The sequence below is a fragment of the Achromobacter spanius genome (assembly GCF_029637605.1).
GTDB lineage: Bacteria > Pseudomonadota > Gammaproteobacteria > Burkholderiales > Burkholderiaceae_B > Achromobacter > Achromobacter spanius_E.
Genome location: NZ_CP121261.1, coordinates 4,555,150 through 4,580,454, shown reverse-complemented (window position 1 = coordinate 4,580,454; position 25,305 = coordinate 4,555,150). Strand labels below are relative to the sequence as shown.

The 25,305-nt window shown below is 64.8% G+C and carries 23 protein-coding genes; 18 read left to right on the top strand and 5 right to left on the bottom strand.

Features of this window, described 5'->3' with window-relative positions:
* The first annotated feature begins 316 nt into the window (after positions 1–316).
* The 6 genes from P8T11_RS20490 (at position 317) to P8T11_RS20465 (ending at position 6,384) form a co-directional block, all read left to right on the top strand.
* Complete coding sequence (locus P8T11_RS20490; RefSeq protein WP_268080313.1) at positions 317–1,330, top strand: LacI family DNA-binding transcriptional regulator; 1,014 nt, start codon at positions 317–319, stop codon at positions 1,328–1,330.
* 50 nt (positions 1,331–1,380) lie between these two features.
* Positions 1,381–2,178 carry a phosphodiesterase gene (locus P8T11_RS20485; RefSeq protein ID WP_268080315.1) on the top strand — a complete coding sequence of 266 codons (798 nt, stop codon included), beginning with the start codon at positions 1,381–1,383 and terminating at the stop codon, positions 2,176–2,178.
* A gap of 135 nt (positions 2,179–2,313) precedes the next feature.
* Entirely contained in the window at positions 2,314–3,369 is a 1,056-nt protein-coding gene (locus P8T11_RS20480) for an ABC transporter ATP-binding protein (RefSeq protein ID WP_268080316.1), read from the top strand.
* 33 nt (positions 3,370–3,402) lie between these two features.
* Positions 3,403–4,698 (top strand): ABC transporter substrate-binding protein, encoded by a 1,296-nt coding sequence (locus P8T11_RS20475; RefSeq protein ID WP_268080317.1) that lies wholly within the window; start codon positions 3,403–3,405, stop codon positions 4,696–4,698.
* Between the two features lie 13 nt (positions 4,699–4,711).
* Positions 4,712–5,587, top strand: a complete 876-nt coding sequence (locus P8T11_RS20470) for a carbohydrate ABC transporter permease (RefSeq protein WP_050448866.1) — start codon at positions 4,712–4,714, stop codon at positions 5,585–5,587.
* Positions 5,584–6,384 carry a carbohydrate ABC transporter permease gene (locus P8T11_RS20465; protein ID WP_006224480.1) on the top strand — a complete coding sequence of 267 codons (801 nt, stop codon included), beginning with the start codon at positions 5,584–5,586 and terminating at the stop codon, positions 6,382–6,384. The genes P8T11_RS20470 and P8T11_RS20465 overlap by 4 nt, the downstream gene beginning before the upstream one ends.
* Before the next feature lie 33 nt (positions 6,385–6,417).
* Here the strand turns inward: P8T11_RS20465 and P8T11_RS20460 are convergent, their stop codons facing one another.
* Together P8T11_RS20460 and P8T11_RS20455 are read right to left on the bottom strand one after the other, a co-directional pair.
* Positions 6,418–6,735 carry a hypothetical protein gene (locus P8T11_RS20460; protein WP_050448864.1) on the bottom strand — a complete coding sequence of 106 codons (318 nt, stop codon included), beginning with the start codon at positions 6,733–6,735 and terminating at the stop codon, positions 6,418–6,420.
* 79 nt (positions 6,736–6,814) lie between these two features.
* On the bottom strand, positions 6,815–7,156 hold the full coding sequence (locus P8T11_RS20455; RefSeq protein ID WP_268080318.1) for a DUF1840 domain-containing protein: 342 nt from the start codon (positions 7,154–7,156) through the stop codon (positions 6,815–6,817).
* 304 nt (positions 7,157–7,460) lie between these two features.
* On the opposite strand from P8T11_RS20455, the gene argS reads away from it, so the two are divergent.
* The 5 genes from argS (at position 7,461) to P8T11_RS20430 (ending at position 12,911) form a co-directional block, all read left to right on the top strand.
* Entirely contained in the window at positions 7,461–9,146 is a 1,686-nt protein-coding gene (argS, locus tag P8T11_RS20450; RefSeq protein WP_268080319.1) for an arginine--tRNA ligase, read from the top strand.
* Positions 9,147–9,155: 9 nt separating this feature from the next.
* A complete protein-coding gene (locus P8T11_RS20445; protein ID WP_268080321.1) occupies positions 9,156–9,857 on the top strand; it encodes an SPOR domain-containing protein in 702 nt (233 codons plus the stop codon).
* Positions 9,858–9,938: 81 nt separating this feature from the next.
* The gene (locus P8T11_RS20440; RefSeq protein WP_268080322.1) at positions 9,939–10,571 is read left to right on the top strand and encodes a thiol:disulfide interchange protein DsbA/DsbL; all 633 of its coding nucleotides are present in this window, start codon (positions 9,939–9,941) and stop codon (positions 10,569–10,571) included.
* Between the two features lie 160 nt (positions 10,572–10,731).
* Positions 10,732–11,955 carry an ABC transporter substrate-binding protein gene (locus P8T11_RS20435; RefSeq protein WP_268080324.1) on the top strand — a complete coding sequence of 408 codons (1,224 nt, stop codon included), beginning with the start codon at positions 10,732–10,734 and terminating at the stop codon, positions 11,953–11,955.
* Positions 11,934–12,911 (top strand): alpha/beta fold hydrolase, encoded by a 978-nt coding sequence (locus P8T11_RS20430; RefSeq protein WP_268080325.1) that lies wholly within the window; start codon positions 11,934–11,936, stop codon positions 12,909–12,911. Before P8T11_RS20435 ends, P8T11_RS20430 begins: the two co-directional genes overlap by 22 nt.
* Positions 12,912–12,933: 22 nt before the next feature.
* Here P8T11_RS20430 and metC read toward each other — a convergent pair whose 3' ends face one another.
* Both metC and P8T11_RS20420 read right to left on the bottom strand, forming a co-directional pair.
* Positions 12,934–14,127 (bottom strand): cystathionine beta-lyase, encoded by a 1,194-nt coding sequence (gene metC, locus P8T11_RS20425; protein ID WP_268080326.1) that lies wholly within the window; start codon positions 14,125–14,127, stop codon positions 12,934–12,936.
* Positions 14,128–14,256: 129 nt separating this feature from the next.
* Entirely contained in the window at positions 14,257–15,030 is a 774-nt protein-coding gene (locus tag P8T11_RS20420; protein ID WP_268080327.1) for a nitroreductase, read from the bottom strand.
* Positions 15,031–15,138: 108 nt separating this feature from the next.
* On the opposite strand from P8T11_RS20420, the gene P8T11_RS20415 reads away from it, so the two are divergent.
* Positions 15,139–15,765: a LysE family translocator gene (locus P8T11_RS20415; RefSeq protein WP_268080328.1), complete on the top strand. Its 627-nt coding sequence runs from the start codon at positions 15,139–15,141 to the stop codon at positions 15,763–15,765.
* A gap of 123 nt (positions 15,766–15,888) precedes the next feature.
* Here the strand turns inward: P8T11_RS20415 and P8T11_RS20410 are convergent, their stop codons facing one another.
* On the bottom strand, positions 15,889–16,956 hold the full coding sequence (locus P8T11_RS20410; protein WP_268080330.1) for an MBL fold metallo-hydrolase: 1,068 nt from the start codon (positions 16,954–16,956) through the stop codon (positions 15,889–15,891).
* A 73-nt stretch (positions 16,957–17,029) separates the two neighbouring features.
* Between P8T11_RS20410 and P8T11_RS20405 the strand changes: the two genes are divergently transcribed.
* The 6 genes from P8T11_RS20405 to P8T11_RS20380 all read left to right on the top strand — a co-directional run bounded on the left by P8T11_RS20405 (position 17,030) and on the right by P8T11_RS20380 (position 25,249).
* Positions 17,030–17,410, top strand: a complete 381-nt coding sequence (locus P8T11_RS20405; protein ID WP_268080331.1) for a MerR family transcriptional regulator — start codon at positions 17,030–17,032, stop codon at positions 17,408–17,410.
* 311 nt (positions 17,411–17,721) lie between these two features.
* Entirely contained in the window at positions 17,722–18,813 is a 1,092-nt protein-coding gene (locus tag P8T11_RS20400) for a hypothetical protein (protein WP_268080332.1), read from the top strand.
* 195 nt (positions 18,814–19,008) lie between these two features.
* A complete protein-coding gene (locus tag P8T11_RS20395) occupies positions 19,009–20,187 on the top strand; it encodes an isovaleryl-CoA dehydrogenase (protein WP_100853595.1) in 1,179 nt (392 codons plus the stop codon).
* 22 nt (positions 20,188–20,209) lie between these two features.
* Positions 20,210–22,129 (top strand): bifunctional isocitrate dehydrogenase kinase/phosphatase, encoded by a 1,920-nt coding sequence (gene aceK / locus P8T11_RS20390; RefSeq protein WP_268080333.1) that lies wholly within the window; start codon positions 20,210–20,212, stop codon positions 22,127–22,129.
* A gap of 2 nt (positions 22,130–22,131) precedes the next feature.
* Positions 22,132–23,313 (top strand): acetyl-CoA C-acetyltransferase, encoded by a 1,182-nt coding sequence (locus P8T11_RS20385; protein WP_127183099.1) that lies wholly within the window; start codon positions 22,132–22,134, stop codon positions 23,311–23,313.
* Positions 23,314–23,641: 328 nt separating this feature from the next.
* Entirely contained in the window at positions 23,642–25,249 is a 1,608-nt protein-coding gene (locus P8T11_RS20380) for a carboxyl transferase domain-containing protein (RefSeq protein WP_268080334.1), read from the top strand.
* Positions 25,250–25,305: the final 56 nt, after the last annotated feature.

The following is a 25,305-nucleotide window of genomic DNA, read 5'->3' as shown; positions in this document are numbered from 1 at the left end:
TTCTTTTCCTCTATCCGGCGCCGCGCATTGCGTGGCTGCAGAAGCGCACCCGGTCCCCTTGACCGAGGGTCTGTCCTGGCTTGCCGCGCGGCGCAATCGCCACGCGAATTCAGCGGACCGATCCCAGCCATTGTGCGCGCCGCGTCAATTGGGAAAAACACCGAAAACACCGTGTTTTCCCGGGTAATCCGCCTGCGCCGCGCCCTGGCTTTATGTTGTTGCGTTCACGTCAGCATAGCGCAAACCCGTGCAACACAAAGGTCATATTTGTCTTGTAAGATGAAATCGTTTTCAGCAAATCGACAGTCATCCAGATATGGCCACGCGCCCGTCGCCCCGCTTTTCCATTATTGAAGTGGCCCGCAAGGCAGGCGTTTCGCCGGCGACGGTTTCGCGCGCGTTCAACCAGCCCGAGATCGTGCATCCCGAGACGCTGGCGCATATCCGCAACGTGGCCAAGCGCGCCGGTTTCAGGCCCAACCGCGTGGGCCGCAGCCTGCGGTCGGGCAGCACCCGCACCATCGGTTTGATTCTGCCCACCTTGTCCAATCCCGTCTTTGCCGAATGCTTCGAAGGCGCGGAACGGCGGGCGCGCGAATCCGGCTACAGCGTCATGCTGACCGCCACCGGCTATGACCCCGCCGTTGAATCGGCGGCGGTGCAAGGCTTGATGGATCACCAGGTGGATGGCTTGATTCTTACGGTTGCCGACGTGAACAAAAGCGCCACGCTGGACGATCTGGACAGCGCCGGCATGCCCTATGTGCTGGTCTATAACGAGTCATCCACCCACCCATTCGCGTCTGTCGACAATCGCGCCGCGGCCAGCGACATGGTGGCGCATCTGGCCGCGCTGGGGCACCGCCGCATTGCGCTGGTGACCGGCCCCTTGACCGCGTCCGACCGTGCACGCCGCCGCCTGATGGGCGCGCGCGCCTGCGCCAAGAAGCTGAACCTGGACACCGTGCAGCACATCGCCATGAGCTCGCACACCGGCAGCGACGCCGACGTGCTCAAGGCCGCGCTGCGCGGCAAGCAGGCGCCCACCGCGCTGTTCTGCTCGAACGACTTGCTGGCCACCGCCGTCATCGCCGACCTGGTTGCGCTGGGGCTGCGCGTGCCCAGCGACATTTCAGTCTGCGGCTTTGATGGCATGCGCTTTGGCGCCTTGCTGACCCCGCCGCTGACCACCGTGGCGCAACCCAGCGACGGCATCGGGCAGACGGCGTGCTCGAACCTGCTGGCGCAGATTCACGGCCAGCCCCCGCAGTCGAATCGCCTGCCACATTGCATCGTGGTTGGCGGCACCGCGGCGTCCGTCCGTCGTTGACCGGATTTCATTCCGCTGCCTTCATTCAATTTCAATATTCCGCACGCATCATGCTCATCGCACAAATCACCGACCTGCACATGCGCACACCGGGCGACAAGGCCTACGGCGTCATCGACTCCGCGGCGTTCCTGGCACCCGCCGTGCGCGCGTTGAACGCGCTGACGCCGCGCCCCGATTGCGTGCTGATCACGGGCGACCTGACCGACCTGGGCCGCCCGCATGAATACCAGGTGCTGCGCGACCACTTGAGCGCACTGGAGATTCCGTATTTTCTGCTGCCGGGCAACCATGACGACCGCGCGGAACTGCGCGCTGCGTTTCCCGATCATCACTATCTGCAAGGCGGCGGCCCATTCATCCAGTACGCCATCGAAACGTATCCGCTGCGCTTGCTGGCGCTGGACACCGTGGTGCCGATGAAGAGCCATGGCGAGCTTTGCCAGGACCGGCTGGACTGGCTGGCGGCGCGTCTGGCTGAACAGCCTGACCGCCCTACGCTGGTGTTGATGCACCATCCGCCGTTCCTGACCGGTATCGAACACATGGACGCTATCGGCTTGTTGGCCGGCGCGCCGGAACTGGAACGCATCGTGTCGCGCTTTCCCAAGGTGGAACGCGTGTTGTGCGGCCATTTGCACCGCACGATCTTCCAGCGTTTCGGCGGCACGATTGCCTCGACCTGTCCCGGCACCGCGCACCAGTTGGCGCTGGAGCTTGGGCCCCGTCCAACGCTGCAATACATCATGGAACCGCCGGGCTATCAGTTGCATTGGTGGCAGGGCGCGAACCTGGTCACGCATCACGCCGTTATCGGGGATTACCCCGGCCCGTATCCCTTTGCATGAGCGCTGCGCCTGACACGCGACGCGCAGTTTGAAGCCGTAGAGCTTGCCACGAATCCGTCATGTTTGCGCTGCACAATGAAAAGGTTTTCATAACAGGCAACAATGCGGATCTAACAATTAGATCTTCGAGACAGCATGTCATCCATCGTTCTGGATAACCTCACCAAACAGTACGGCAACGCCGCCGCCATCCACGGCGTGAGCTTCACGGTGCCGGCGGGTAGCTTTACGGTATTGCTGGGCCCGTCGGGCTGCGGCAAGTCGACCACCTTGCGCATGATTGCCGGGCTGGACACGCCCACGTCGGGCACCATCCGCATCGGCGACCGCGACGTGACGCAACTGCCTCCCGCCAAGCGGCGCATCTCGATGGTGTTCCAGTCGTACGCGTTGTTCCCGCATTTGTCCGTGCGCGAGAACATCCTGTTCGGCTTGAAGGTGCGCAAGGAACCCGCGCGCGATTTCGACCGCCGCTTGCAGCGCGTGGCCGCGTTGCTGGGCCTGGCCCATCTGCTGGACCGCAAGCCGTCGCAATTGTCGGGTGGACAGCAACAGCGCGTGGCGCTGGGCCGTGCCGTGATTTCCGAAGCGCCGGTGTGCCTGATGGATGAACCGCTGTCGAACCTGGACGCGCAACTGCGCCACGAGATGCGCCGCGAGATCCGCGCGTTGCAACAGAACCTGGGCATCACCATGGTGTATGTGACGCACGATCAGACCGAGGCCATGAGCATGGCCGACCAGGTGGTGCTGTTGCGCGGCGGCCAGATCGAACAGCACGACACGCCTGATGGCCTGTATGCACGTCCGGCCAGCGAATTCGCCGCCCGCTTCATCGGCACGCCTCCCATGAACCTGATCGCGCTGACCAGCCTGCATGGCTCGACGGTCATCACCGGCACGCATGGCCCGGCCATCGCGAATGCGCCGGCGGGCGCGGTCAAGCTGGGCGTGCGCCCTGAACACATCCGCATCGACGGCGCGGGCATACCCGCCATCGTCGAAAGCGTCGAGTACTTCGGCGCGGACTCCATTGTGGTGTGCCGCGTTGGAGACACCAGTGGCGTCGCCGTGCGAATTGGCGGCCACCTGCGCGCTCGCGCCGGCGAGGCCTTGGGCCTGTCCTGGCCGAACGAGCAACAGCATTTCTTTGCCGCCGATTCGGCGGTCATCAACACCGTCGGGCGCTGAAAGACGCCCAATCCACAGGAAAGGAAACGCACCATGCGACGCATCGTACTGAAGACCCTGGCCGCCAGCCTGGCCGCCGCCTGCCTGTCCCTGCCAGCACAGGCGCAGAACAAACCCGTTGAAGTCGAGTTCTATTACCCGGTGGCCGTGGGCGGCCCCATCACCAAGATCGTTGACGACATGGTGGCGGACTTCCAGAAGGAAAACCCCGACATCAAGATCAAGCCCATCTACGCCGGCTCGTATCAGGATTCCATCGCCAAGGCGCTGACGGCGCTCAAGGGCGGCACGCCGCCGCAACTGGCCGTGCTGTTGTCCACCGACATGTTCACCCTGATCGACGAAGACGCCATCGTGCCGATCGATTCGCTGGCGAAGTCCGATGCCGACAAAAAGTGGCTGGGCAGCTTCTATGACGCCTTCATGCAGAACAGCCGCACGGGCGGCCAAACCTGGGGCGTGCCGTTCCAGCGTTCGACCATCGTCATGTACTACAACAAGGACCTGTTCAAGGCCGCTGGCCTGGACCCCGAGCGCGCGCCGGCCACCTGGGCTGAACTGGTTGAATACGGCAAGAAGCTGACCAAGCAGGATGCCTCGGGCAACACCACGCAATGGGGCATCGAGATTCCGTCGGGCGGCGCGTTCGCGTACTGGCTGTTCCAGGCGCTGACCACGCCCAACGGCGCCATCCTGATGAACGAGGCCGGCAACGAGGTCTACCTGGACAAGCCGGCCGTGGTGGAAGCCGCCCAGTTCTGGCGCGACCTGTCGGCCAAGCACAAGATCATGCCGACCGGCACGATCGACTGGGGCACCACGCCGAAGGACTTCCTGGAGAAGAAGGCGGCCATGGTCTGGACCACCACCGGTAATCTCACCAACATCCGCAAGAATGCCGACTTCCCGTTCGGCGTTGCGATGATGCCGAAGCAAAAGCGCGGCGGCAGCCCCACGGGCGGCGGCAACTTCTACATCTTCAAGAGCGGCACGCCGGCGCAACAACAGGCCGCGCTGAAGTTCGCGCAATGGGCCACCACGCCGGAACGCGCGGCCGACTGGAGCATCGCCACGGGCTACGTCGCCGTGACGCCGGCCGCCTGGCAGACCGAGAAGATGAAGAAGTACGCCCAGGAAGTGCCGGCCGCAACGGTCGCGCGTGACCAGTTGGAGGTCAGCGTGGCGGAATTCTCCACGCATGAAAACCAGCGCGTCACCAAGACCCTGAACGATGCGCTGCAAGCAGCGCTGATCGGGTCGAAGACACCGCAGCAGGCCCTGACTGACGCCCAGCGCGAGGCCGACCGCGTCCTGCGTTCCTACAAGTAAACCGACAAGCACGATGAGCCGCTCTTTACATGCGCTTTACGGCTGGCTGCTGTTGCTGCCAGCCATCGTGCTGCTCGCCGCCTTCACGCATTACCCGGCGGTGGCGACGCTATGGCACAGTTTTTTCTCCACCCCCAAGGGCGCGCGTCCGGCGCGGTTCGTGGGGCTGGAGAACTACGCCCTCATGCGCGACGATCCGGTGTTCTGGCAGTCATTGTGGAACAACCTGTGGTTTGCGCTGGGCACGATTCCCACGTCCATCGGCATCGCGCTGATCATGGCGCTGTGGGTAAACCGCAATCTGAGCGGCCGCGGCTTTCTGCGCATGGCGTACTTCACGCCGACGGTGCTGCCGATGGTGGCGGTGGCCAACATCTGGCTGTTCTTCTACACGCCGCAATACGGGCTGATTGCGCAGGTGATGGGCTGGTTCGGTGCGCCCGGGCCCAACTGGCTGGGCAGCAGCGCGACCGCCTTGCCGGCGCTGATGCTGGTAACGGTGTGGAAAGAAGCCGGATTTTTCATGATTTTCTACCTGGCCGCCTTGCAGACCGTGTCGCCGTCGCTGCGTGAAGCCGCCATGCTGGAAGGCGCCTCGCGCTGGCAGTATTTCCGCCGCATCCTGTGGCCGCTCTTGATGCCCACCACGCTGTTCGTGCTGATCAATGCGCTGATCAACGCTTTCCGGCTGGTGGACCATGTGGTGGTCATGACGCGCGGCGGGCCGGACAACGCCAGCACCTTGCTGCTGTACTACATCTACCAGGTGGGTTTCAGTTTCTGGGACACGGCTTACGCCGCCACGCTGACCGTCGTGTTGCTGGTGGTACTGGCGCTGACCGCGCTGATCAAGTTCCGCTGGCTGGACCGCAGGACGCACTATCAATGAAAGACAAGCTAGATACCCTGGGCGCCTGGGCGCTGGGCCTGTTGTGGATCCTGCCGCTTGCCTATGCGATGTGGGCGGCGTTCCACCCCCCCGCCTACGCGACCCGCTTCGAACTGTTCGCGCCGCTGACGCTGGATAACTTCGCGCGCGCCTGGCAGGCCGCGCCGTTTCCGCGCTACTTCCTGAACACCTTCCTGCTGGTCACGATGGTGCTGGCGGCGCAGTTGGTGCTGTCCACGCTGGCGGGCTACGCCTTCGCGCGCTTCGAATTCCGGGGCCGCGATTTCGTCTTCATGCTGGTGCTGCTGCAATTGATGATCATGCCGGACGTGCTGCTGGTGGAGAACTACCGCTCGATGAGCCAACTGGGCATCCGCGACACGGTGTTCGCCATCGGGTTGCCGTACTTCGCATCGGCGTTCGGCATCTTCCTGCTGCGCCAGACCTTCAAGACGGTGCCGCGCGAGCTCGAGGAAGCGGCGCGCATGGAAGGCGCCAACGCCATGCAGATTCTGTGGAAGGTGTACGTGCCGCTGGCCAAGCCGATCTATGTGGCCTATGGGCTGGTGTCGGTCAGCCACCACTGGAACAACTTCCTGTGGCCGCTGATCATCACCAATTCGGTCGAATCCCGGCCGCTGACGGTGGGCTTGCAGGTGTTCTCGTCCACCGACCAGGGCATCGACTGGTCGGTCATCACCGCCGCAACCTTGATGTCGGCCGCGCCACTGCTGATCGCCTTCCTGCTGTTCCAGCGGCAGTTCGTGCAGTCGTTCATGCGGGCAGGGATTCGGTAGGTTTTCCTGCTGCCGCATTGCGCGCCGGCGCCGTCAGTACCCGACGGTCAAACCCGGCAGGTCAACCGTAATGCGCGGGCGCTCCAGCGCCATGGCCAGGTGCTCCGCGAACTCGCGGGCTTCCTTGGCGTCGGAGGACAGGGTGTCGTAGCCCAGGGCGTCGGCCACGCCCAGTACCTTGTCCAGCAGCAGCACTTTGCCGCTGGGGCGCAACGGTTCGCAGCCCAGGGTTTCCCAGGCGCCGTCGAACCAGTCGCGCGCGTCGCTCTGGCGTTGCGGGGACGTTTCCACCGTGGCGGTCAGGTCCAGCGACCGGCGGGTGTCGAAAACAATGGTGATGTCGCAGCGCATAAAGGGGTTCCTTGAAAGGGCGTCAGGCGGCAAGGGTAGGCAAAAAACGCCAGGCAGATTGTCCGCCGGGCGACATTGCCTACCAGCCCCGCGAGGCTTCCCAGGTAACTTCAACGCCCGCGGCCTGGGATTGCCGCATCATGTCCAGCAGCGGAAAGGCGCGTTCCTTCATGCCGACCGCGCGCGCCATGGCCGAGCGGGGCACCTTGTCTTCGTCGTCTTCGTCCTCGTCGGGATGTTCGGCGCTTTCAATGGCGCGCTCGATGCCGTTGATCGCGGGGCCCAATTGCTCGGCGGTGAACACACCGCGTTCGGGGATCTTGTCGCCGATGGGCTTTCCCGCCGCCTGCAGAATGGGGAGGGCGTGGTCGGACACCATCAGAACTTCGGCCACGACCTTGGAGTGAAAAGTAATCAGCATAGTGCGGTCTCCCTCAATGAATACGTTACATACACTACCGCAACGACCCAGCGATGCCAACTGGCGCCATGGGGCGGGTGCAGCGGCCGCTGCCGTCGGCGCGCCCTCGCAAACCTAGGCGATTGATTTTATTGAGAGTTCCGCCGTCCGCGCGAACGCTTGCCGGACAGTTTGCGCCCCCGAGCCCGCCGGTTGGACCGCCAAATCAACTATCATTCCGGATGATTCCCGTGACATCGCCGGCCCGGACACCGTCTGCTTGATCCCCGCCTTGGTCACTTACCCAGAACTTCTCCAGACGCCCATGCTCCCCGAGCAACAAAAACAGCTTATCTCCCTGATCCAGGCCGCCGTTGCGCAGAGCCTTCCCGACGCCCAGGCCAACGTGCTGCTCGAGCGCCCCAAAGTTGCCGCCCACGGCGACGTTGCCACCAACGTGGCCATGCAGTTGGCCAAGCCGGCCCGCCGCAACCCGCGCGAACTGGCGCAAGCCATCGTGGACACGCTGCTGGCCAACCCCGAGGCCCGTGAGCTGGTCGACAGCGCCGAAGTCGCCGGCCCCGGCTTCATCAACTTGCGCATCACCGCCGCCGCGCGCCAGGCCGTCGTCGCCACCGTGGCCGAGCAGGGCGCAAGCTTTGGCCGCGCCCCACGCAGCGGCGAGAAGATCCTGGTTGAATTCGTGTCGGCCAACCCCACCGGCCCGCTGCACGTGGGCCATGCCCGCCAGGCCGCGCTGGGCGACGCCCTGTGCCGCCTGTACGACGCCATCGGCTGGGACGTCACCCGCGAGTTCTATTACAACGACGCCGGCAATCAGATTCACAACCTGGCCATCAGCGTGCAGGCGCGCGCCCGTGGCCTGACGACCGAATCCCCCGACTGGCCGGAAGACGGCTACAAGGGCGACTACATCGCCGACATCGCGCGCGACTTCCAGGCCGGCAAGACCATCCAGCCGTCCGACGGCGAGCCCGTCACCGCCACCGGCAACATCGACAACCTGGACGACATCCGCGTCTTCGCCGTGGCCTACCTGCGCCGCGAACAAGACCTGGACCTGCAGGCGTTCGGCCTGGCGTTCGACAACTATTACCTGGAAAGCTCGCTGTATACGTCGGGCCGCGTCGAGGCCACCGTCAAGGCGCTGGTCGCCGGGGGCCATACCTATGAAGAGGGCGGCGCGCTGTGGCTGCGCACCACCGAGCTGGGCACGGGCGACGACAAAGACCGCGTCATGCGCAAAAGCGAAGGCGGCTACACCTACTTCGTGCCGGACGTGGCGTATCACAAGGCGAAGTGGGAACGCGGCTTTCACCGCGCCGTGAACATCCAGGGCAGCGACCACCACGGCACCGTGGCCCGCGTGCGCGCAGGCTTGCAAGCGTTGAACGAAGGCATCCCGAAGGACTACCCGTCGTACGTGCTGCACAAGATGGTCAAGGTGATGCGCGGCGGCGAAGAGGTCAAGATCTCCAAGCGCGCCGGCAGCTACGTCACCATGCGCGACCTGATCGACTGGGTGGGCCGCGACGCCGTGCGCTACTTCCTGATCCAGCGCCGCGCCGACACCGAGTTCGTGTTCGACGTGGACCTGGCCTTGTCGAAAAGCGACGAGAACCCGGTCTATTACATCCAGTATGCCCACGCGCGCATCTGCACGATGATCAACAACGCCGGCATGCCCGCCGCCGACGTGGCCGCCGCCGATACGTCCTTGCTGACCGCGCCGTCCGAATTCGCGCTGATGCAACGCCTGGCCGAATTCCCCAACGTGGTGGCCCTGGCCGCCCAGGACCTGTCGCCGCACCACATCGCTTTCTGGCTGCGCGATTGCGCGTCGGACTTCCACGCCTGGTACAGCGCCGAACGCGTGCTGGTTGACGACGTGGCCTTGAAACTGGCCCGCCTGCGCCTGGCCGCCACGACCCGCCAGGTTCTGGCCAACGGCTTGGCGCTGATGGGCGTGTCCGCGCCCGAGCGGATGTAACATCGGTTCATGGCAACCAAGCGCAAAACCACCCGCCGTTCCGCTGGCGAAAGCGGCAGCACCCTTTACGGGGCGCTCGCCGGCCTGCTCCTAGGCCTGATCGTGGCCGCCGTCGTGGCCTTCTACGTCACCAAGGCTCCCGTGCCCTTCGTGGACCGGGCCAGCCGCCAGGGCGACACGGGCAAGCTGCCCGACCCGCGCCAGGCGCCGGACCCGAACGCGGGACTGTACGGCCGCGACGGGGCGGCGGGCGCGCCGCCCACCGGCCCCACCGCCACCGCCCCGATGCCGCTGCCGGGTGCGGGCACCCCGTCCAAGCCCGACGAAACGCCGTCCCGGCTGGATGACCTGGGTGCGCTGATCGCCACCTTGCCGTCCACCAACAAGCCGCAGGCCGCCGCGCCGAGTCAAAGCGCCAGCGCAGCCCCAACCCCCTTGTCCAAACCCGCGCCAGCCGCCAAGGCCGCGGCCCCGGCGGCAACGGGCACGTACTACTTGCAGGCGGGTGCGTTTCGCGGTGAAAGCGACGCTGAATCGCTACGGGCTCGCATCATCCTGCTGGGCCTGCCGGTGGCGGTGCAGAAAGCCGAAGTCAATGGCAAGCCGCTCAACCGCGTGCGGGTTGGACCGTTTGCGCGGCTGGACGACATGAATCGCGCGCGTGGCCGCCTGGGCGAAAACAAGATCGAAACCGCCGTGGTGCGCCAGTAAGCCTATCCGACGCCATTTTTTGCATTGAACTTATCTGGCCCCGAGCCTGTCTGTAACTTTTTACTCAGGAACCTCTCATCCATGTTGTCCCCCAAGATTATTCGCATCATGGCCGCGGCCGCGCTGACCGCCTCGGCGTTCTTCAGCCCGGTAAGCCACGCGCAAGGCACGCAAGCCTATGTGGCAATCAACCCGCCGCTGCCGTCGGACACTCCGGGCAAAGTGGAAGTGCTGGAATTCTTCGCCTACACCTGCCCGCATTGCGCCGCCATGGAACCCATGGTTGAAGAATGGGCCAAGACGGCTCCTTCGGACGTCGTGCTCAAGCAAGTGCCCATCGCGTTCAACGCCGGCATGAAGCCCCTGCAACAGGTCTACTACACGTTCCTGGCGCTCGACCGCCCCGACCTGCACGCCAAGTTCTTCACCGCCATCCACGGTGAGCACAAGCGCCTGTTCGACAAGAAATCCATGGGCGACTGGGTTGCCACGCAAGGCGTGGACCGCGCCAAGTTCGATTCCGTCTTCGATTCGTTCAGCGTGCAGACCCAGGTGCAGCGCGCCACCCAACTGGCCGACGCCTACCGCATCGACGGCACGCCGTCGTTCGCCGTTGGCGGCAAGTTCATGACCTCGCCGGTCATGGCGGGCAACAGCTACGAAGGCGCCTTGAAGGAAGTCAACCAATTGATCCCGATGGCGCGCAACAAGTAATTCCGCTTGCGCAACGCTGGCAGAGCGCCCTGGCCGCATGGCCGGGGCGCTTTTCTTTTGGGAATGCGTTGAGAAATTCTTCCTCGCCATCAAACTCGCGGCGCTACACTTTCGCCACAAGAATTCGCCGCGAAGACGGCATCACATGGGTGGAAGACAAATGAAACAGCAATTCCCGCGCAAACGCGCGACATTAAGCCTGGGCGTGGGCCTGTGCCTGGCGTTCGGCGCCATCACCACACACGCCAGCACGGCCGAAGGCGTGAAGATCGGCGTGCTTACCGACATGGCGGGCGTCACCGCCGACGCCACGGGCAAGGGCTCGGTGGAAGCCGCCCGGTTGGCCATCGAGGAAATGGGCGGCACCGTATTGGGCAAGCCTATTTCGCTGGTCTCGGGCGACCACCAACACCGCCCGGACATCGGCAGCAGCATGGTCCGCAAGTGGTACGACACCGACGGCGTGGACGTGGTGGTGGACGTGCCTAATTCGTCCGTCGCGCTGGCGGTGCAGGGCATTGCACGCGAAAAGAAAAAGTTGGTGCTGTTTTCCAGCCCCGGCACCACCGCGCTGTCGCAAGCGCAGTGCTCACCCTACGGTGTGCAGTGGACGTACACCACCTACGCGCTGTCGCGCGGCACGGCCACCGCCGTGGTCAACGAAGGCAACAAGCGCTGGTTCATCCTGGCGTCGGACTACGCCTTCGGCAAGCAACTGGCGGCCGACACCGAAACCGTGGTCAAGGCCAACGGCGGCGAAGTCGTCGGCACCGTGTTCCATCCGCTGAACGCATCGGACTTTGCATCCTTCCTGCTTCAGGCTCAAGGAACCAAGGCGCAGATCATCGCCATCGCCAACGCGGGCGGCGACACGATTTCGGCCATCAAGCAAGCCGCGGAATTCGGTATCGGCGGCGCGCAGCAACTCGCGGCCATGCTGCTGCTGATTACGGACGTACACAGTCTGGGCCTGCAAGCGGCGCAGAAGACCTACCTGACCGTGCCGTCGTACTGGGACATGAATGATGGCACGCGCGCCTTTAGCAAGAAGTTCGAAGCGCGCGTCGGGCGGCCACCGACCTTCCTGCAGGCAGGCGTCTACGGCTCGGTGCGTCACTACCTGCAAGCCGTGAAAGCAGCCGGCACGGTAGACGCCGACGCGGTCATGGCGAAAATGAAATCGCTGCCCATTGATGACCCCTTCAGCATGAACGCCCACATCCGCGAAGACGGCCTGGTGGTGCGCGACATGATGCTGGCGCAGGTGAAAACGCCGGCGCAATCCAAGGGGCCTTGGGACTACTACAACATCGTGCGCAATATCCCCGGCGATTCGCTGGCCTGGCCGCTGTCGGACAGCCAATGCCCGCTGGTCAAGCGATGACGCAAGCCCCGGCCCCATCCGTCACGCTGGCAGACTTCGGCAGCTTCTATGCGGGCGGCAGGCCCGTGAACATCACCGGCCTGCCGCAGCGCGAGATCGCGTTCACCCAAAGCGCGTCGCTGGCTTATGACCCCAACGGCCTGTACCACTTTGAACAGGCCTACGTGCAGTACTTCATTCCGACGCCATTAGTGCATCCGCTGCCCATCGTGCTGCTGCATGGTGGCGGCATGACGGGCGCGATGTGGGAGCAGACGCCAGACGGCCGCACAGGCTGGATGCAGCATTTTTTGCGTCAGGGGCACGCGGTGTATGTGGTGGACAACGTGGAGCGTGGGCGTGCTGGCTGGGCGCCATTCGAGCAGGTGTGGCCCGAACCGCCCATCATCCGAACCGCGCAGGAAAGCTGGTCGCTGTTCAGGCTTGGCCGCCCGGAAGATTTCGAGGCGCGGCGGGCGTTCACGGGGCAACGCTTTCCCGTCAGCGCGTTTGACGACTTCATCCGGCACGCCGTGCCACGCTGGCTGGGCAATAACGACGCGGCGCTGCAGGGCTTCTGCGCGGTGCTCGACCGCGTCGGCCCCTGCCTGGTGCTGGCACACAGCCACGGCGGCGAAGTGGCCTATCGGGCGCTGCACGCGCAGCCCGATCTGGTGCGCGGCGTCATCGGCATTGAACCATCGGGATTCTCTGCCGATGTCTCGACCACCGCCGTGGCGAACAAGCCGTTTCTGTTCGTCTACGGCGACTACCTGGACGCCACGCCGCTATGGCAACGGCTGTGCGTCAGCGGCCAGGACTATGCCGACACGCTGGCACGCCACGGCGCGCGGGTCGACACGTGGCGGCTGGCTCAGATGGGCATTGCCGGGAATTCCCACATGCCGATGATGGACGACAACAGCGACGACATCGCCGCCCGTATCGGCGCATGGATACGTGCCGCGTCGGTGTGAAGCCATCGCGGCGGCGTCAGGGTTATACGCTGACCGCCGCGGCCTTCTCCAGCGCCTGGGTCAGGTCGGCAATGATGTCGTCCGGCGACTCCAGGCCGATGTGCAAGCGCACCAGCGCGTTGTCGCCTTCGCCCCAATAGCGATGCGTGGACAGGTCCTTGGGCGACACCAGTTGCACCAGGCTTTCATAGCCGCCCCACGAAAAGCCTATGCCGAATAAAGTCAGCGCATCCACGAAGGCGCCCGCCGCGGCAGGCGACAGACGCAGCTCGACAGACAGCATGCCGTTGGAGCCGGTGCAATCGCGCTGCCACAGCGCGTGGCCCGGATCTTCGGGCCAGGCCGGATGGAACAGGCGCACGGTTTCGGGGCGGCTCTTGAAGAATTCGCACACTTGCATGGCATGGCGCGCGTGTTGCGCCATGCGGATCGGCATGGTGCGTACACCGCGCAACGCCAGCCAGGCATCGTCGGCGCTGATGGAATAGCCCATCGCATACTGCGTGCGGTTCAGCTTTTTGGCGATGGCCTCGTCGTTCGTCACCACCGCGCCCAGCATCAGGTCGGAATGGCCGCCCACGTACTTCGTGCCGGCAATGACGGACACTTGCGCCCCCAGCGTCAGCGGGCGGTAGATATAGCCGGAGCCCCAGGTGTTGTCGGTGGCCAGCACCAGGCCGTGGCGCTTGGCCACGGCCGCCATCGCGCCCATGTCCAGCATTTCGAACAGCAGTGAACCCGGCGATTCCACGTACAGCAGCTTGGTGTTGGGCTGCACCAGGGCGTCCAGGTCTTCACTGGCCGCGAAGTAGGTGATGCTGATGTTCATGCGCTTGAGCACCGCGTCGTCCAGCTCGCGCATCGGGCCGTAGACGCAATCGGAAATCAGGGCATGGTCGCCCGCCGAGCACAGCGCCATCATCACCATCGTCATCGCCGACAGGCCCGACGAGGCCAGATAGCAATGCGTGCCGCCTTCCAGCTGCGTGAAGACCTCCTCCAGCGCGGCGTGGGTATCCATGCCCATGCGGCCGTAGGTGGTGGCGCGGCCGCCGGCGGCCTTGCTGTGCTGCGCCTGCTCCAACGCGGCCAGGTTCCGGAACCGCACGGTGCTGGCGCGCATGGGCGGCAGCGGCACGGGTGCCGTCCCGGTTTCGGGGTCGAACGGGGCGGTGCCCGCGTGCTGCAATACCGTATCGATGTGTTTGGAGGTCATCTTCAAGAGGAATGCTGGAGGAATGAACAGGGCCGAACGGGGCCAACGGAGCCAGGCAAGCGGCAGACAGCATGAACCATATCAGGCGTGAGGGCGTATGTCCTCAGGGCGGATCTTCAGCCCGCATGCTTAGCCAGAAACCCAGCTTGCGATTTCCGGCAATTCGGCGCGCCGCGTGCGGTAGCTGTTGGCCGGATGCGCGGCGTCGGCGTAGCCGAAGGAAATGCCGCAGACCACGCGCCGGTCGGAGCCGATGCCCATCACCTCGCGCAGCACTTCCGGATACATGGCCAGCGAAGCCTGTGCCACCGTGGCCACGCCGTTGGCCTGGGCCGCCAGCAGGAAGTTGGCGACGTAGCCGCCGCAGTCCATCGCGCCGTATTCGCCAAGCGCCTCATCGGTGGTGATGATGGCCACGTGCGGCGCGTCGAACAGCTGGAAATTGCGCATTTCCTGCTGGCGGTAGGCGTCGCGGTCACCGCGCGCCACGCCCACCGCGCCGTACAACTGGAAGCCCGATTCCCGGCGACGCGCCAGGTATTCGTTGCGGTATTCGCGGGGGAAAGGGAAGTCAGGCGTGAAGCCGGGGCTGGCGTTGACGGCTTGCGCCCGCGCTTGCAGCGCCGCGCGCAAGCGCTCGGTGCCGGCGCCTTCGGTAATGGCCACCTGCCAGGGCTGGCAGTTGCACCAGGACGCCGTGCGCTGCGCCAGCGTCAAGATGCGTTCGATGACATTGCGCGGCACCGGCGCGGGCAGGAAAGCGCGGCAACTATGCCGGGCAAGCAGCAGGCCTTGCAGCACGGCGTCGGGGTGCGCATCAAGGAGCGCGTCAGGCTTCGCGGCGTCAGGCTTTGCGGCTTCATCCTCAGGGGCTTGCTGGCTTTGCGCGGCGTGTGTCGTCATGGCGTGTCTCTGTCCTTTGTGTCCCGTGCCGGGGCTGAACGGTGTGGATTTTGCCCTTATGATGCCATTCTCCTGCTGACCGGCGCCCACCCCTGACAGGCCACACCCATGCTGCCCCTAGACACCCTGACCGCATTTTTCGGTATTGCCGTTCTGCTCGCGCTGACGCCCGGGCCGGACAATGTATTCGTGCTGATGCAATCGGCCATCTGGGGACGCAAGGCGGGCATGCTGGTGGTGCTGGGGCTATGCACCGGGCTGCTGGGCCACACGGCCGCCGTCGCCCTGGGGCTTGCCGCCGTGTTCGCGGCGTCGCCCGTGGCGTTTACGGCGCTGAAGCTGGCGGGCGCGGCGTACCTGACCTATCTGGCCTGGCAGATCCTGCGCGCGCCGGTGGAGTCCGATGCCGGCAAGGCGCCCGAGCCCTTGAAACCCGGCGCGCTGTACCGTCGCGGCATCGTCATGAACCTGACCAACCCCAAGGTGCTGCTGTTCTTCTTTGCCTTCCTGCCGCAGTTCACCACGCCCGCGCTGGGTCCGGTGGGCTTGCAGGTCATGCAGTTGGGCGCCGTGTTCATCGTGTCGACGCTGTTGGTGTTTGGCGCCATCGCCTTCTTTTCCGGCGCCTTTGGCGAACTGCTGCAACGCTCGGTGACGGCCAAGCGATGGTTGAACCGCATCGCCGCCTTGGTGTTCGTGGGCCTGGCCGTCAGGCTGGCCACCGCCACGCGCTGACCGGGACGGGTTCCGCCTGGAACCCGCCTTGCTTGCTACGTCTTGCTTGCCGCGTCTGGCCGACCGCGTCTAGCCGACCGCGTCTGGCCGACCGCGTCTGGCCGACCGCGTCTTGCTTGCCGCTCAGGCCGCCGTGAACCGCACGATGCCGTCCGCGCCGGTCGCGCGTTTCAGCTTGCCTTCGAAATAAAGCGCATGCAGGTGCGCCAGCGCCTCGCCCATGGCGAAGGTCAGTTGGTGCAGGTCCAGCTTGCGCTTGAACAGCACGGGCACGATGTCGGAGGTTGACTGCGGCTGCGCCGCGCACGCCTCCAGCACTTCGGCCAGGCGGTCGCGGTGGTGCTCGTGCTGCTGCGCGATGCGCTCATGCAGGCCCTTGAACGGCCGGCCGTGCGACGGCAGCACCAGCGTGTCGCGAGGCAGGCCGGCGTAGCCGTCCAGCGACCGCAGGTACAGGGGCAGGGGGTTGGCGTCGGGTTCGTAGTCGAACACGCTGACGTTGGTCGAGATGCGCGGCAAGACCATGTCGCCGGAGATCAGCACATTCAGGTCGGGCGAAAACAGCGACGCATGCTCGGGCGCATGCCCATAGCCCACGATCACGCGCCAGTCGTGGCCGCCAATGCGGACCTGATCGCCGTGCATGATGCGCGTGTAGCGCGCGGGAACGGCAGGCACCAGGTTCGGGAAGTAGTTGGCGCGCTGGCGGATCTGCTCTTGCGCGTCGGGGTCAGTCAAGCCATGGCGGGCGAAGTGTTCCACCGCCGACTGGCCACCGGGGCCGGCGCCAGCATCGTTGCGGCGCGACGACCACAACGACGCCACCATGAAATCCGTCATCGTCATCCACAGCCGCGCGTTCCAGCGCTCGCACAGCCAATGGGCCAGGCCGATGTGGTCGGGATGCATGTGCGTGACCAACACGCGCAGCACGGGCAGCCCTTCCAGTTCGTTCTTGAATACGTCTTCCCACAGCGACTTCACTTCGTCGCGCGAGATGCCACAGTCAACGATGGTCCAGCCGTCCTGACCATCGATGTTGTCGCGCAGCAGCCAGAGGTTGATATGATCCAGCGCGAACGGCAGTGGCATCCGGATCCACTTGACGCCTTCGGCCACCACGTGGGCCCGGCCGGCTTCGGGCTGGAAGTCTGCCCAGGGGTACTGCAATTTCTGTTCGTTGGGGTTCATTGCCTCGCGCTCCACGCTTGACGTTCACGTCAAGTCATCATAATTTACGTTTACGTAAACTGCCACACGTCGCATGCCCTCGTCAACCTGGACCATCTCTGAACTCGCCCGCGAGTTCGACGTCACGCCCCGCACGATCCGCTTCTACGAAGACCAGGGAATCGTCAGCCCGGCACGCGAGGGACGCAACCGCATCTTCGGCCCGCGCGACCGCACGCGCCTGAAGCTGGCGCTGCGCGGCAAGCGCCTGGGGCTGCAATTGTCTGAAATCCTGACGCTGATCGATATGTACGACAGCCCGGGCGACACCGAAGTGCAACTGCGCCAGTACCTGAGCGTACTGGAACAGCATCGCGCCACGCTGGAACAACAGCGCCGTGACATCGAAGACACCCTGCAGGAAATCGCCCAGCAGGAACGCGACTGCCGCGCGCTGCTCGCGAAAAAGCCTTAACGGACGGCGCCTGCGCCAACCTGGCGCTGCTGTGGCCAGAGGCCGCTTGATGTCTTGCCCGCGCCATGCGGGACGGCTAGTCCGCAATCTGCGCGCGACAGGCGGATCAGACAGTTCCGCCCAAAAATAAGACTTATCCAATATCTTTGCGTCCGACGGAAAGGCAAGATCGGCGATCGCCATCCCGGCGCGTCGCGGCTGCGATCGTCCGGAGCAAGTCGTGCCCGTTGCCTGCTCCCATCCTGTTTCCCAATGGGTGTCCGGCGGTGCTTACGACAGTCATGGCGGTGTCTTTGGCAACAGGATTCCTCATGCACAAGCGTCGTCTTCACCCCATCCTTGACCGCCAACCCCAGCTACGCGCCGCCGCGGACGCTGCCGGTTTCGAATGCCTGGACACCGATTGGCGCGGTTTATCAGCGATGTATCGCTTTCACTGCCGAGAAGGGCATCTGTTCCAACGCACGCTGCAAACCTTTGGCCGCGCGCTCGAGGTCAAATGCCCGCTGTGCGCCGCCGCGTCCAACTTCGGGCGCTTGCGCGAGCTGTCGCGACAGAACGGCGTGACCTGCCTGGAACCGCATTGGCTGGGATGGGATGCACCGCACCGCTTCCAGTGCGACGCCGGCCACGCCTGGAACCGCAAGGGCAACAAGGCGCTGCAACGGATCGGCTGCGCCGTCTGCGGCCGCGACGCCGGCTACCGGCGCCGGCGCGACGATCTTCTGCTGCGCATCCATCAAACGGCGGCCTTGCGGGGCGGGCAATGCCTGGACACCGCAAGCCCCCGTGGCCAACGAACATTCCTGTTTCGCTGCGGCGCGGGCCATGAATGGGAAGCGGCCGGTGTCGACGTATTGCGGCGCACCTGGTGTCCGGAGTGCGCGCGGCTGCGCAAAGTCGAAGGCTATCGGCATCCCGACGGCCTGGCACGCTTGCAGCGCAAGGCCGCCGAACGCGGCGGCGCATGTCTGGCCGACGCTTATGGCGGGCTTGGGGTGCGCTACCGCTTCCGTTGCGCCGAAGGCCACGAATGGCTCACCACCGGCGGCAAGGTCATGCTGGGCAGTTGGTGCGGCGTGTGCGCCAACCTGAACAAGCGCCTGGGCATCGAAGCCGCACACCAGGCGGCGCGAGATCGGGGCGGTGAATGCCTGACTTCCGTCTACCAGAACACCACCAAGAAAATGCACTGGCTGTGCCATCGCGGGCACGATTGGCACGCGCCATTCGCGTCGATCCGGGCGGGCCACTGGTGCGCGCAGTGCGCGCACATGGCGCGGATCACCAACCCCAAGTCCCTGGCGGTCATGCGGTATCGGGTAATGGACCTGCCCGTGGACGACCGCGGCGTGCCGCACAAGCCGCGCAGGCGCGCCACCCAGCCGGCGGTCAAACCCTAAGCAGATCTTCTAGCCGGGGAATTTTCATTCCCTAGGGATTACCCGACTCCACTTTACGTTTACGTAAACGTAATATTTGCGGTGCATCATTGCATAGCGGTGCGTGATCGGCGCATGATGAGCCACACGACCGCGGCGCGGCGCCGGCCACAGGCGCCCATAAGAATGTAAGTACCCACTATCACGGAGACATCGATGAACCTTCCCGGCCTGAACTTCGACCTGGGCGAAGACCTGGACATGCTGCGCGACGCCGTGCGCAATTTCGCACAAGCCGAGATCGCGCCGCGCGCGGCCGAGGTAGACCGCAGCGACCAGTTCCCCATGGATCTCTGGCGCAAATTCGGTGAACTCGGTGTGCTGGGCATGACGGCCGACGAGGAATACGGCGGCGCCAACATGGGCTATCTGGCCCATATGGTGGTGATGGAAGAAATCTCGCGCGCCAGCGCCTCGGTGGGCCTGTCGTATGGCGCGCATTCCAATCTGTGCGTGAACCAGATCAACCGCAACGGCACGGCGGCGCAAAAAGCCAAATACCTGCCCAAGCTCATTTCCGGCGAACACGTGGGCGCGCTGGCCATGAGCGAACCCGGCGCCGGCTCGGACGTGGTCAGCATGAAGCTGCGCGCCGACAAAAAGGGCGACCGCTACGTGCTGAACGGCACCAAGATGTGGATCACCAACGGCCCGGACGCCGACACCCTGGTGGTCTACGCCAAGACCGACCCCGAAGCGCACCAGCGCGGCATCACCGCGTTCCTGGTTGAGAAGGGCTACAAGGGTTTCTCGGTGGCGCAAAAGCTCGACAAGCTGGGCATGCGCGGCAGCCACACGGGAGAACTCGTGTTCCAGGACTGCGAAATTCCCGAAGAAAACGTCTTGGGCCAGGTCAACGGCGGCGTCAAGGTGCTGATGAGCGGGCTGGACTACGAACGCGCCGTGCTGTCCGGCGGCCCGCTGGGCATCATGCAGGCCGTGATGGACGTGGTGGTGCCCTACATTCACGACCGCAAGCAGTTCGGCCAGGCCATCGGCGAATTCCAGCTGATCCAGGGCAAGGTCGCCGACCTGTACACCACCCTGCAAGCCAGCCGCGCGTTCTGCTATCAGGTGGGCAAGAACCTGGACAAGCTGGGCGCCGAACACGTGCGCCAGGTGCGCAAGGACTGCGCCGCGCTGATCCTGTACACGGCCGAGAAAGCCACCTGGATGGCGGGCGAAGGCGTGCAGATCCTGGGCGGCAACGGCTATATCAATGAATACCCGGTGGGCCGCCTGTGGCGCGATGCCAAGCTCTACGAAATCGGCGCCGGCACCAGCGAAATCCGCCGCATGCTGATCGGCCGCGAACTCTTCAACGAAACCGCCTGATCCTTCGGCCGAGCGCCCCGCCATGATCCGCATGTCCGACGTCCAGCACATCGAGCAGGCCCCCGCCCCGGGGCCGTCGCCGCTGGATGTGGCGCGGCTGATCCTGGCCGGCTTTGACCGCCACTACGCCCTGTTTCGCTACAGCGCGCAGCGCGCCAAGGCGCTGTTTGAATCCGGCGACTGGCACGGCATCCAGCACCTGTCGCGCGAACGCATCGAGTACTACGACATGCGCGTGCGCGAATGCGCCACGCAGTTGGAAAGCGTGCTGCGTGGCCGGCCCGAAGGCGCGCTGGACGACATTCCCAGCCACAGCGGCAACGGCAACGGCAACGGCGCGGCCGTACCCGCCCTGACCGACGCCCAGACCGCCTACTGGCAACAGATCAAACAGGAATTCGTGGGCCTGCTGGGCGCACACAAGCAGCCCGAATGCGCCGAGACCTTCTTCAATTCGGTCACGTGCCGGCTGCTGCACCGCGACTATTTCCATAACGATTTCCTCTTCGTGCGGCCCGCCGTTGCTACCGACTATCTGGACAGCAGCATGCCGTCGTACCGGGTGTATTACCCGGCGACGGACGGCCTGGAAAAAAGCCTGATCCGCATGGTGGCCGACTTCGGCCTGGCGCTGCCCTTTGAAGACCTGCCGCGCGATACCCGCATGCTGGCGCGCGCGGCGGTTGCACAATTGCGTACGCTGCTGCCGCGCCACGTGGGCCGGCGCATCGCCAGCGACTGCCAGGTCCACGCGCTGGGCTCGCTGTTCTTTCGCAACAAAGGCGCCTACATCGTCGGCCGGCTGATCAACCAGACCACCGTCTACCCCTTCGCCGTGGCGCTCACGCGCAACCCGGCCGGGCAGGTCACGCTGGACGCGCTGCTGCTGGGCGCCGACGACCTGAGCACGCTGTTCAGCTTCACGCGCGCGTATTTCCTGGTGGACATGGAAACGCCCGCCGCCGTCGTCAACTTCCTGGCGACGCTGCTGCCCCGCAAGCCCAAGGCCGAGCTCTACACCATGATCGGCCTGCAAAAGCAGGGCAAGACGCTGTTCTACCGCGACTTCCTGCATCACCTGGCCCATTCGCGCGACGCCTTCGACATCGCGCCCGGCATCAAGGGCATGGTGATGTGCGTGTTCACGCTGCCGTCCTACCCCTACGTATTCAAGCTGATCAAGGACCGCATCGACAAAGACGGCATGGACCACGCCACCGTGCGCCGCAAGTACCAGATGGTGAAGCTGCACGACCGCGTGGGCCGCATGGCCGACACCTGGGAATATTCACAGGTGGCGCTGCCGCGCAGCCGCTTCGCCCCCGCCTTGCTGGACGAACTGCGCCGCCTGGTGCCCAGCCTGATCGAAGAAACCAGTGACACCGTCGTCATCCGCCACGTCTACATCGAACGGCGGATGACGCCGCTGAACATCTATCTGCGCCAGGCCTCCGACGCCTTGCTGGACCCCGCCGTGCGCGAATACGGCGACGCCATCCGCCAGCTTGCCGCCGCCAACATCTTCCCCGGCGACATGCTTTACAAGAACTTCGGCGTCACGCGCCTGGGCCGCGTCGTCTTTTATGACTACGACGAAATCCAGCGCATGACCGAAATGAATTTCCGGCGCATCCCGCCGGCCCCGAACGAAGAAGCGGAAATGGCCTCCGAACCCTGGTACGCCATCGGACCGAACGACGTATTTCCCGAAGAATTCGGCCGCTTTCTGCTAGGCGACCCGCGCGTGCGCGGCGCCTTCATGCGTCACCATGCCGACTTGCTGGAACCGGACTGGTGGCAGGCCTGCCGCGCCCACGTGGCGCAGGGCCGGATTGAAGAATTTTTCCCTTACGATACAGACAGACGCCTGCGTCCGGCACGCCTTCCTGGCGACCGCGCAGTGCCGACACCCAGACGCTGTCCCGACCCTCACAGGAGTTAGTCATGTCAGATCCCATCGTTATCGTTTCCATCGCCCGCACGCCCATGGGCGGCATGCTGGGCAGCCTGTCCGGCCTGGCCGCGCATGAGCTGGGCTCGGTGGCCATCAAGGCCGCTATCGAACGCGCCGGCATCAAGCCGGAACAAGTCGACGAAGTCATCATGGGCAACGTGCTGCAAGCCGGCCAGGGCCAAGCCCCGGCGCGCCAGGCCGCGCTCGGCGCCGGCCTGCCGTTGGGCGTGGCTTGCACCACGATTCACAAGGTGTGCGGTTCGGGCCTGAAGGCGGCCATGTTCGGCCACGACCTGCTGGCAGCCGGCAGCGCCGAAGTGGTGGTGGCCGGTGGCCAGGAAAGCATGAGCAACGCGCCGTACCTGCTGTTGAAGGCGCGCCAGGGCTACCGCTTCGGCCACAACACCGTGTATGACCACATGGCGCTGGACGGTCTGGAAGACGCCTACGACAAGGGCAAGGCCATGGGCGTGTTCGCCGAAGACTGCGCCGCCAAATATGAATTCACGCGCGAACAGCAGGACGAGTTCTCGCTGGAATCGCTGCGCCGCGCCCGCGCCGCCACGGAAGATGGCAGCTTCAAGTGGGAAATCGCCCCCGTGACCGTGGCCGGCCGCAAGGGCGACACCGTGATCGACACCGACGAAGCCCCCACCAAGGCCATGCCGGAAAAGATTCCGACGCTCAAGCCCGCCTTCAAGAAGGACGGCACCATCACTGCCGCGAACTCGTCGTCGATCTCCGACGGCGCCGCCGCCATGGTGCTGATGCGCGCGTCCACCGCCGAGAAGCTTGGCGTGAAGCCGCTGGCCCGCATCGTGGCCCACAGCCAGCACTCGCAAGAGCCGGGCTGGTTCACCACCGCCCCCGTCGGCGCGTTGAAGAACCTGTTCGCCAAGACCGGTTGGAAGGCCGAGGACGTAGACCTTTACGAAATCAATGAAGCCTTCGCGGTAGTCACCATGGCCGCCATGAACGACTTCAAGCTGCCGCATGACAAGGTCAACGTCCATGGCGGCGCCACCGCCCTGGGCCACCCCATCGGCGCATCGGGCGCCCGCCTGATGGCCACGCTGGTCGGCGCGCTGCGCAAGACCGGCGGCAAGCGCGGCGTGGCCACGCTGTGCATCGGCGGCGGCGAAGCCGTGGCAATGGCCATCGAGATGGTGTGAGGATTGGGCGGGACAACGTCCCGCCCAATTCGCAGGATGGGTGAAGCCGTAGGATGGGTGAAGCGCGAGAGACCGATGGCAAGAACGCAACCGCCTCAACGCGCGCAACCCATCAAGCAGCATCAAATTTCTAGGCAACCTAAGCCAGAAAACGATGGCCCCCACACCCCATCATTGCTGCACCGCTGTTCTTTTGATTTTCTGCCACAACTTAACGTCTGTTTGATGGGTTGCGCGCGTTGAGACCTTGGCGTTCTTGCCTCTGTTCTCTCGCGCTACACCCATCCTACGCCTTCAAATCCTCATTTCGCAGGACGGGTGGTACCCCATGCCCATCATCGAATCCCGCATCAATCCGCGGTCGCAAGATTTCACCGACAATGCGCGTGCCATGCAGGCGCAGCTGGATGATCTGAATCAGAAGCTGGCGCAGACCGCGCTGGGCGGCAGTGAAGCCGCGCGCGCCAAGCATGTGGCGCGCGGCAAGCTGCTGCCTCGCGACCGCGTTGAAAACCTGATCGATCCGGGCACCCCGTTCCTGGAACTGTCGCCCATGGCGGCACACGATATGTACGACGGCGACGCGCCCGGCGCGGGCGTCATCACCGGCATCGGCCGCGTGTCGGGCACCGAATGCGTCATCGTCTGCAACGACGCCACCGTCAAGGGCGGCACGTACTACCCGATGACGGTCAAGAAGCATTTGCGCGCGCAGGAAATTGCCGCGCAAAACCATCTGCCCTGCGTCTACCTGGTGGATTCGGGCGGCGCCAACCTGCCGCAGCAAGATGAAGTCTTCCCCGACCGCGAACACTTCGGCCGCATCTTCTACAACCAGGCGCAGATGTCCGCGCAAGGCATTTCGCAGATCGCCGTGGTGATGGGTTCCTGCACCGCGGGCGGCGCGTATGTGCCGGCCATGAGCGATGAATCCATCATCGTGAAGAACCAGGGCACCATCTTCCTGGGCGGCCCGCCGCTGGTGAAGGCCGCCACGGGCGAAGAAGTCAGCGCCGAAGACCTGGGCGGCGGCGACGTGCACACGCGCCTGTCGGGCGTGGTGGACCACCTGGCCGCCAACGACATGCACGCGCTGCAACTGGCGCGCAACGCCGTCGCGCGGCTGAACCGCAAGAAGCCTGCACAACTGGCCACCATCGCCCCGCGCGAACCGCGCTACGACCCCAGCGAACTGAACGGCATCATTCCCGCCGACACCCGCAAGCCTTACGACGTGCGCGAAGTCATTGCGCGCATCGTGGACGGCTCGGAGTTCGATGAATTCAAGGCGCGCTTCGGCCCCACGCTGATCACGGGCTTCGCGCACATTCAGGGCATGCCCGTGGGCATCGTCGCCAACAACGGCATCCTGTTTTCGGAATCCGCGCAAAAGGGCGCGCACTTTATCGAGCTGTGCGCGCAGCGCAAGATTCCGCTGGTGTTCCTGCAGAACATCACCGGCTTCATGGTGGGCCGCAAGTACGAAAACGAAGGCATCGCGCGCCACGGCGCCAAGATGGTGACGGCCGTGGCCACCGCCGCCGTGCCCAAGTTCACCGTGCTGATCGGCGGCTCGTTCGGCGCCGGCAACTACGGTATGTGCGGCCGCGCCTATTCGCCGCGCATGCTGTTCATGTGGCCCAACGCCCGCATCTCGGTGATGGGTGGCGAACAGGCCGCAAGCGTGTTGGCCACCGTCAAGCGCGATGGCATCGAAGCGCGCGGCGGCCAATGGTCGGCAGACGAAGAAGCCGCCTTCAAGGCGCCCATTCGCGACCAATACGAGCACGAAGGCCACCCGTACTACGCCACCGCGCGGCTGTGGGATGACGGCATCATCGCCCCCGCCGACACACGCCGCGTGTTGGGCCTGGCCTTGTCCGCCGCATTGAACGCCCCCATCGAAGACACCAAGTTCGGCGTCTTCCGCATGTAGCGCCATCGCGCTATTCGTGCCCGCAGTTCAAGAAGAATTACAGCCAGGATGACATT

Excerpts from the sequence above, each read along its gene's own strand:
- P8T11_RS20430 (WP_268080325.1), top strand. The coding sequence starts at position 11,934 with ATGCCCGCTGGTCAAGCGATGACGCAAGCCCCGGCCCCATCCGTCACG.
- argS (WP_268080319.1), top strand. The coding sequence starts at position 7,461 with ATGCTCCCCGAGCAACAAAAACAGCTTATCTCCCTGATCCAGGCCGCC.
- P8T11_RS20470 (WP_050448866.1), top strand. The coding sequence starts at position 4,712 with ATGAGCCGCTCTTTACATGCGCTTTACGGCTGGCTGCTGTTGCTGCCA.
- P8T11_RS20395 (WP_100853595.1), top strand. The coding sequence starts at position 19,009 with ATGAACCTTCCCGGCCTGAACTTCGACCTGGGCGAAGACCTGGACATG.
- P8T11_RS20380 (WP_268080334.1), top strand. The coding sequence starts at position 23,642 with ATGCCCATCATCGAATCCCGCATCAATCCGCGGTCGCAAGATTTCACC.
- P8T11_RS20485 (WP_268080315.1), top strand. The coding sequence starts at position 1,381 with ATGCTCATCGCACAAATCACCGACCTGCACATGCGCACACCGGGCGAC.
- P8T11_RS20475 (WP_268080317.1), top strand. The coding sequence starts at position 3,403 with ATGCGACGCATCGTACTGAAGACCCTGGCCGCCAGCCTGGCCGCCGCC.
- metC (WP_268080326.1), bottom strand. The coding sequence starts at position 14,127 with ATGACCTCCAAACACATCGATACGGTATTGCAGCACGCGGGCACCGCC.
- P8T11_RS20460 (WP_050448864.1), bottom strand. The coding sequence starts at position 6,735 with ATGCGCTGCGACATCACCATTGTTTTCGACACCCGCCGGTCGCTGGAC.
- P8T11_RS20405 (WP_268080331.1), top strand. The coding sequence starts at position 17,030 with ATGCCCTCGTCAACCTGGACCATCTCTGAACTCGCCCGCGAGTTCGAC.
- P8T11_RS20435 (WP_268080324.1), top strand. The coding sequence starts at position 10,732 with ATGAAACAGCAATTCCCGCGCAAACGCGCGACATTAAGCCTGGGCGTG.
- P8T11_RS20400 (WP_268080332.1), top strand. The coding sequence starts at position 17,722 with ATGCACAAGCGTCGTCTTCACCCCATCCTTGACCGCCAACCCCAGCTA.
- aceK (WP_268080333.1), top strand. The coding sequence starts at position 20,210 with ATGATCCGCATGTCCGACGTCCAGCACATCGAGCAGGCCCCCGCCCCG.
- P8T11_RS20455 (WP_268080318.1), bottom strand. The coding sequence starts at position 7,156 with ATGCTGATTACTTTTCACTCCAAGGTCGTGGCCGAAGTTCTGATGGTG.
- P8T11_RS20490 (WP_268080313.1), top strand. The coding sequence starts at position 317 with ATGGCCACGCGCCCGTCGCCCCGCTTTTCCATTATTGAAGTGGCCCGC.
- P8T11_RS20415 (WP_268080328.1), top strand. The coding sequence starts at position 15,139 with ATGCTGCCCCTAGACACCCTGACCGCATTTTTCGGTATTGCCGTTCTG.
- P8T11_RS20420 (WP_268080327.1), bottom strand. The coding sequence starts at position 15,030 with ATGACGACACACGCCGCGCAAAGCCAGCAAGCCCCTGAGGATGAAGCC.
- P8T11_RS20410 (WP_268080330.1), bottom strand. The coding sequence starts at position 16,956 with ATGAACCCCAACGAACAGAAATTGCAGTACCCCTGGGCAGACTTCCAG.
- P8T11_RS20480 (WP_268080316.1), top strand. The coding sequence starts at position 2,314 with ATGTCATCCATCGTTCTGGATAACCTCACCAAACAGTACGGCAACGCC.
- P8T11_RS20465 (WP_006224480.1), top strand. The coding sequence starts at position 5,584 with ATGAAAGACAAGCTAGATACCCTGGGCGCCTGGGCGCTGGGCCTGTTG.
- P8T11_RS20440 (WP_268080322.1), top strand. The coding sequence starts at position 9,939 with ATGTTGTCCCCCAAGATTATTCGCATCATGGCCGCGGCCGCGCTGACC.
- P8T11_RS20385 (WP_127183099.1), top strand. The coding sequence starts at position 22,132 with ATGTCAGATCCCATCGTTATCGTTTCCATCGCCCGCACGCCCATGGGC.
- P8T11_RS20445 (WP_268080321.1), top strand. The coding sequence starts at position 9,156 with ATGGCAACCAAGCGCAAAACCACCCGCCGTTCCGCTGGCGAAAGCGGC.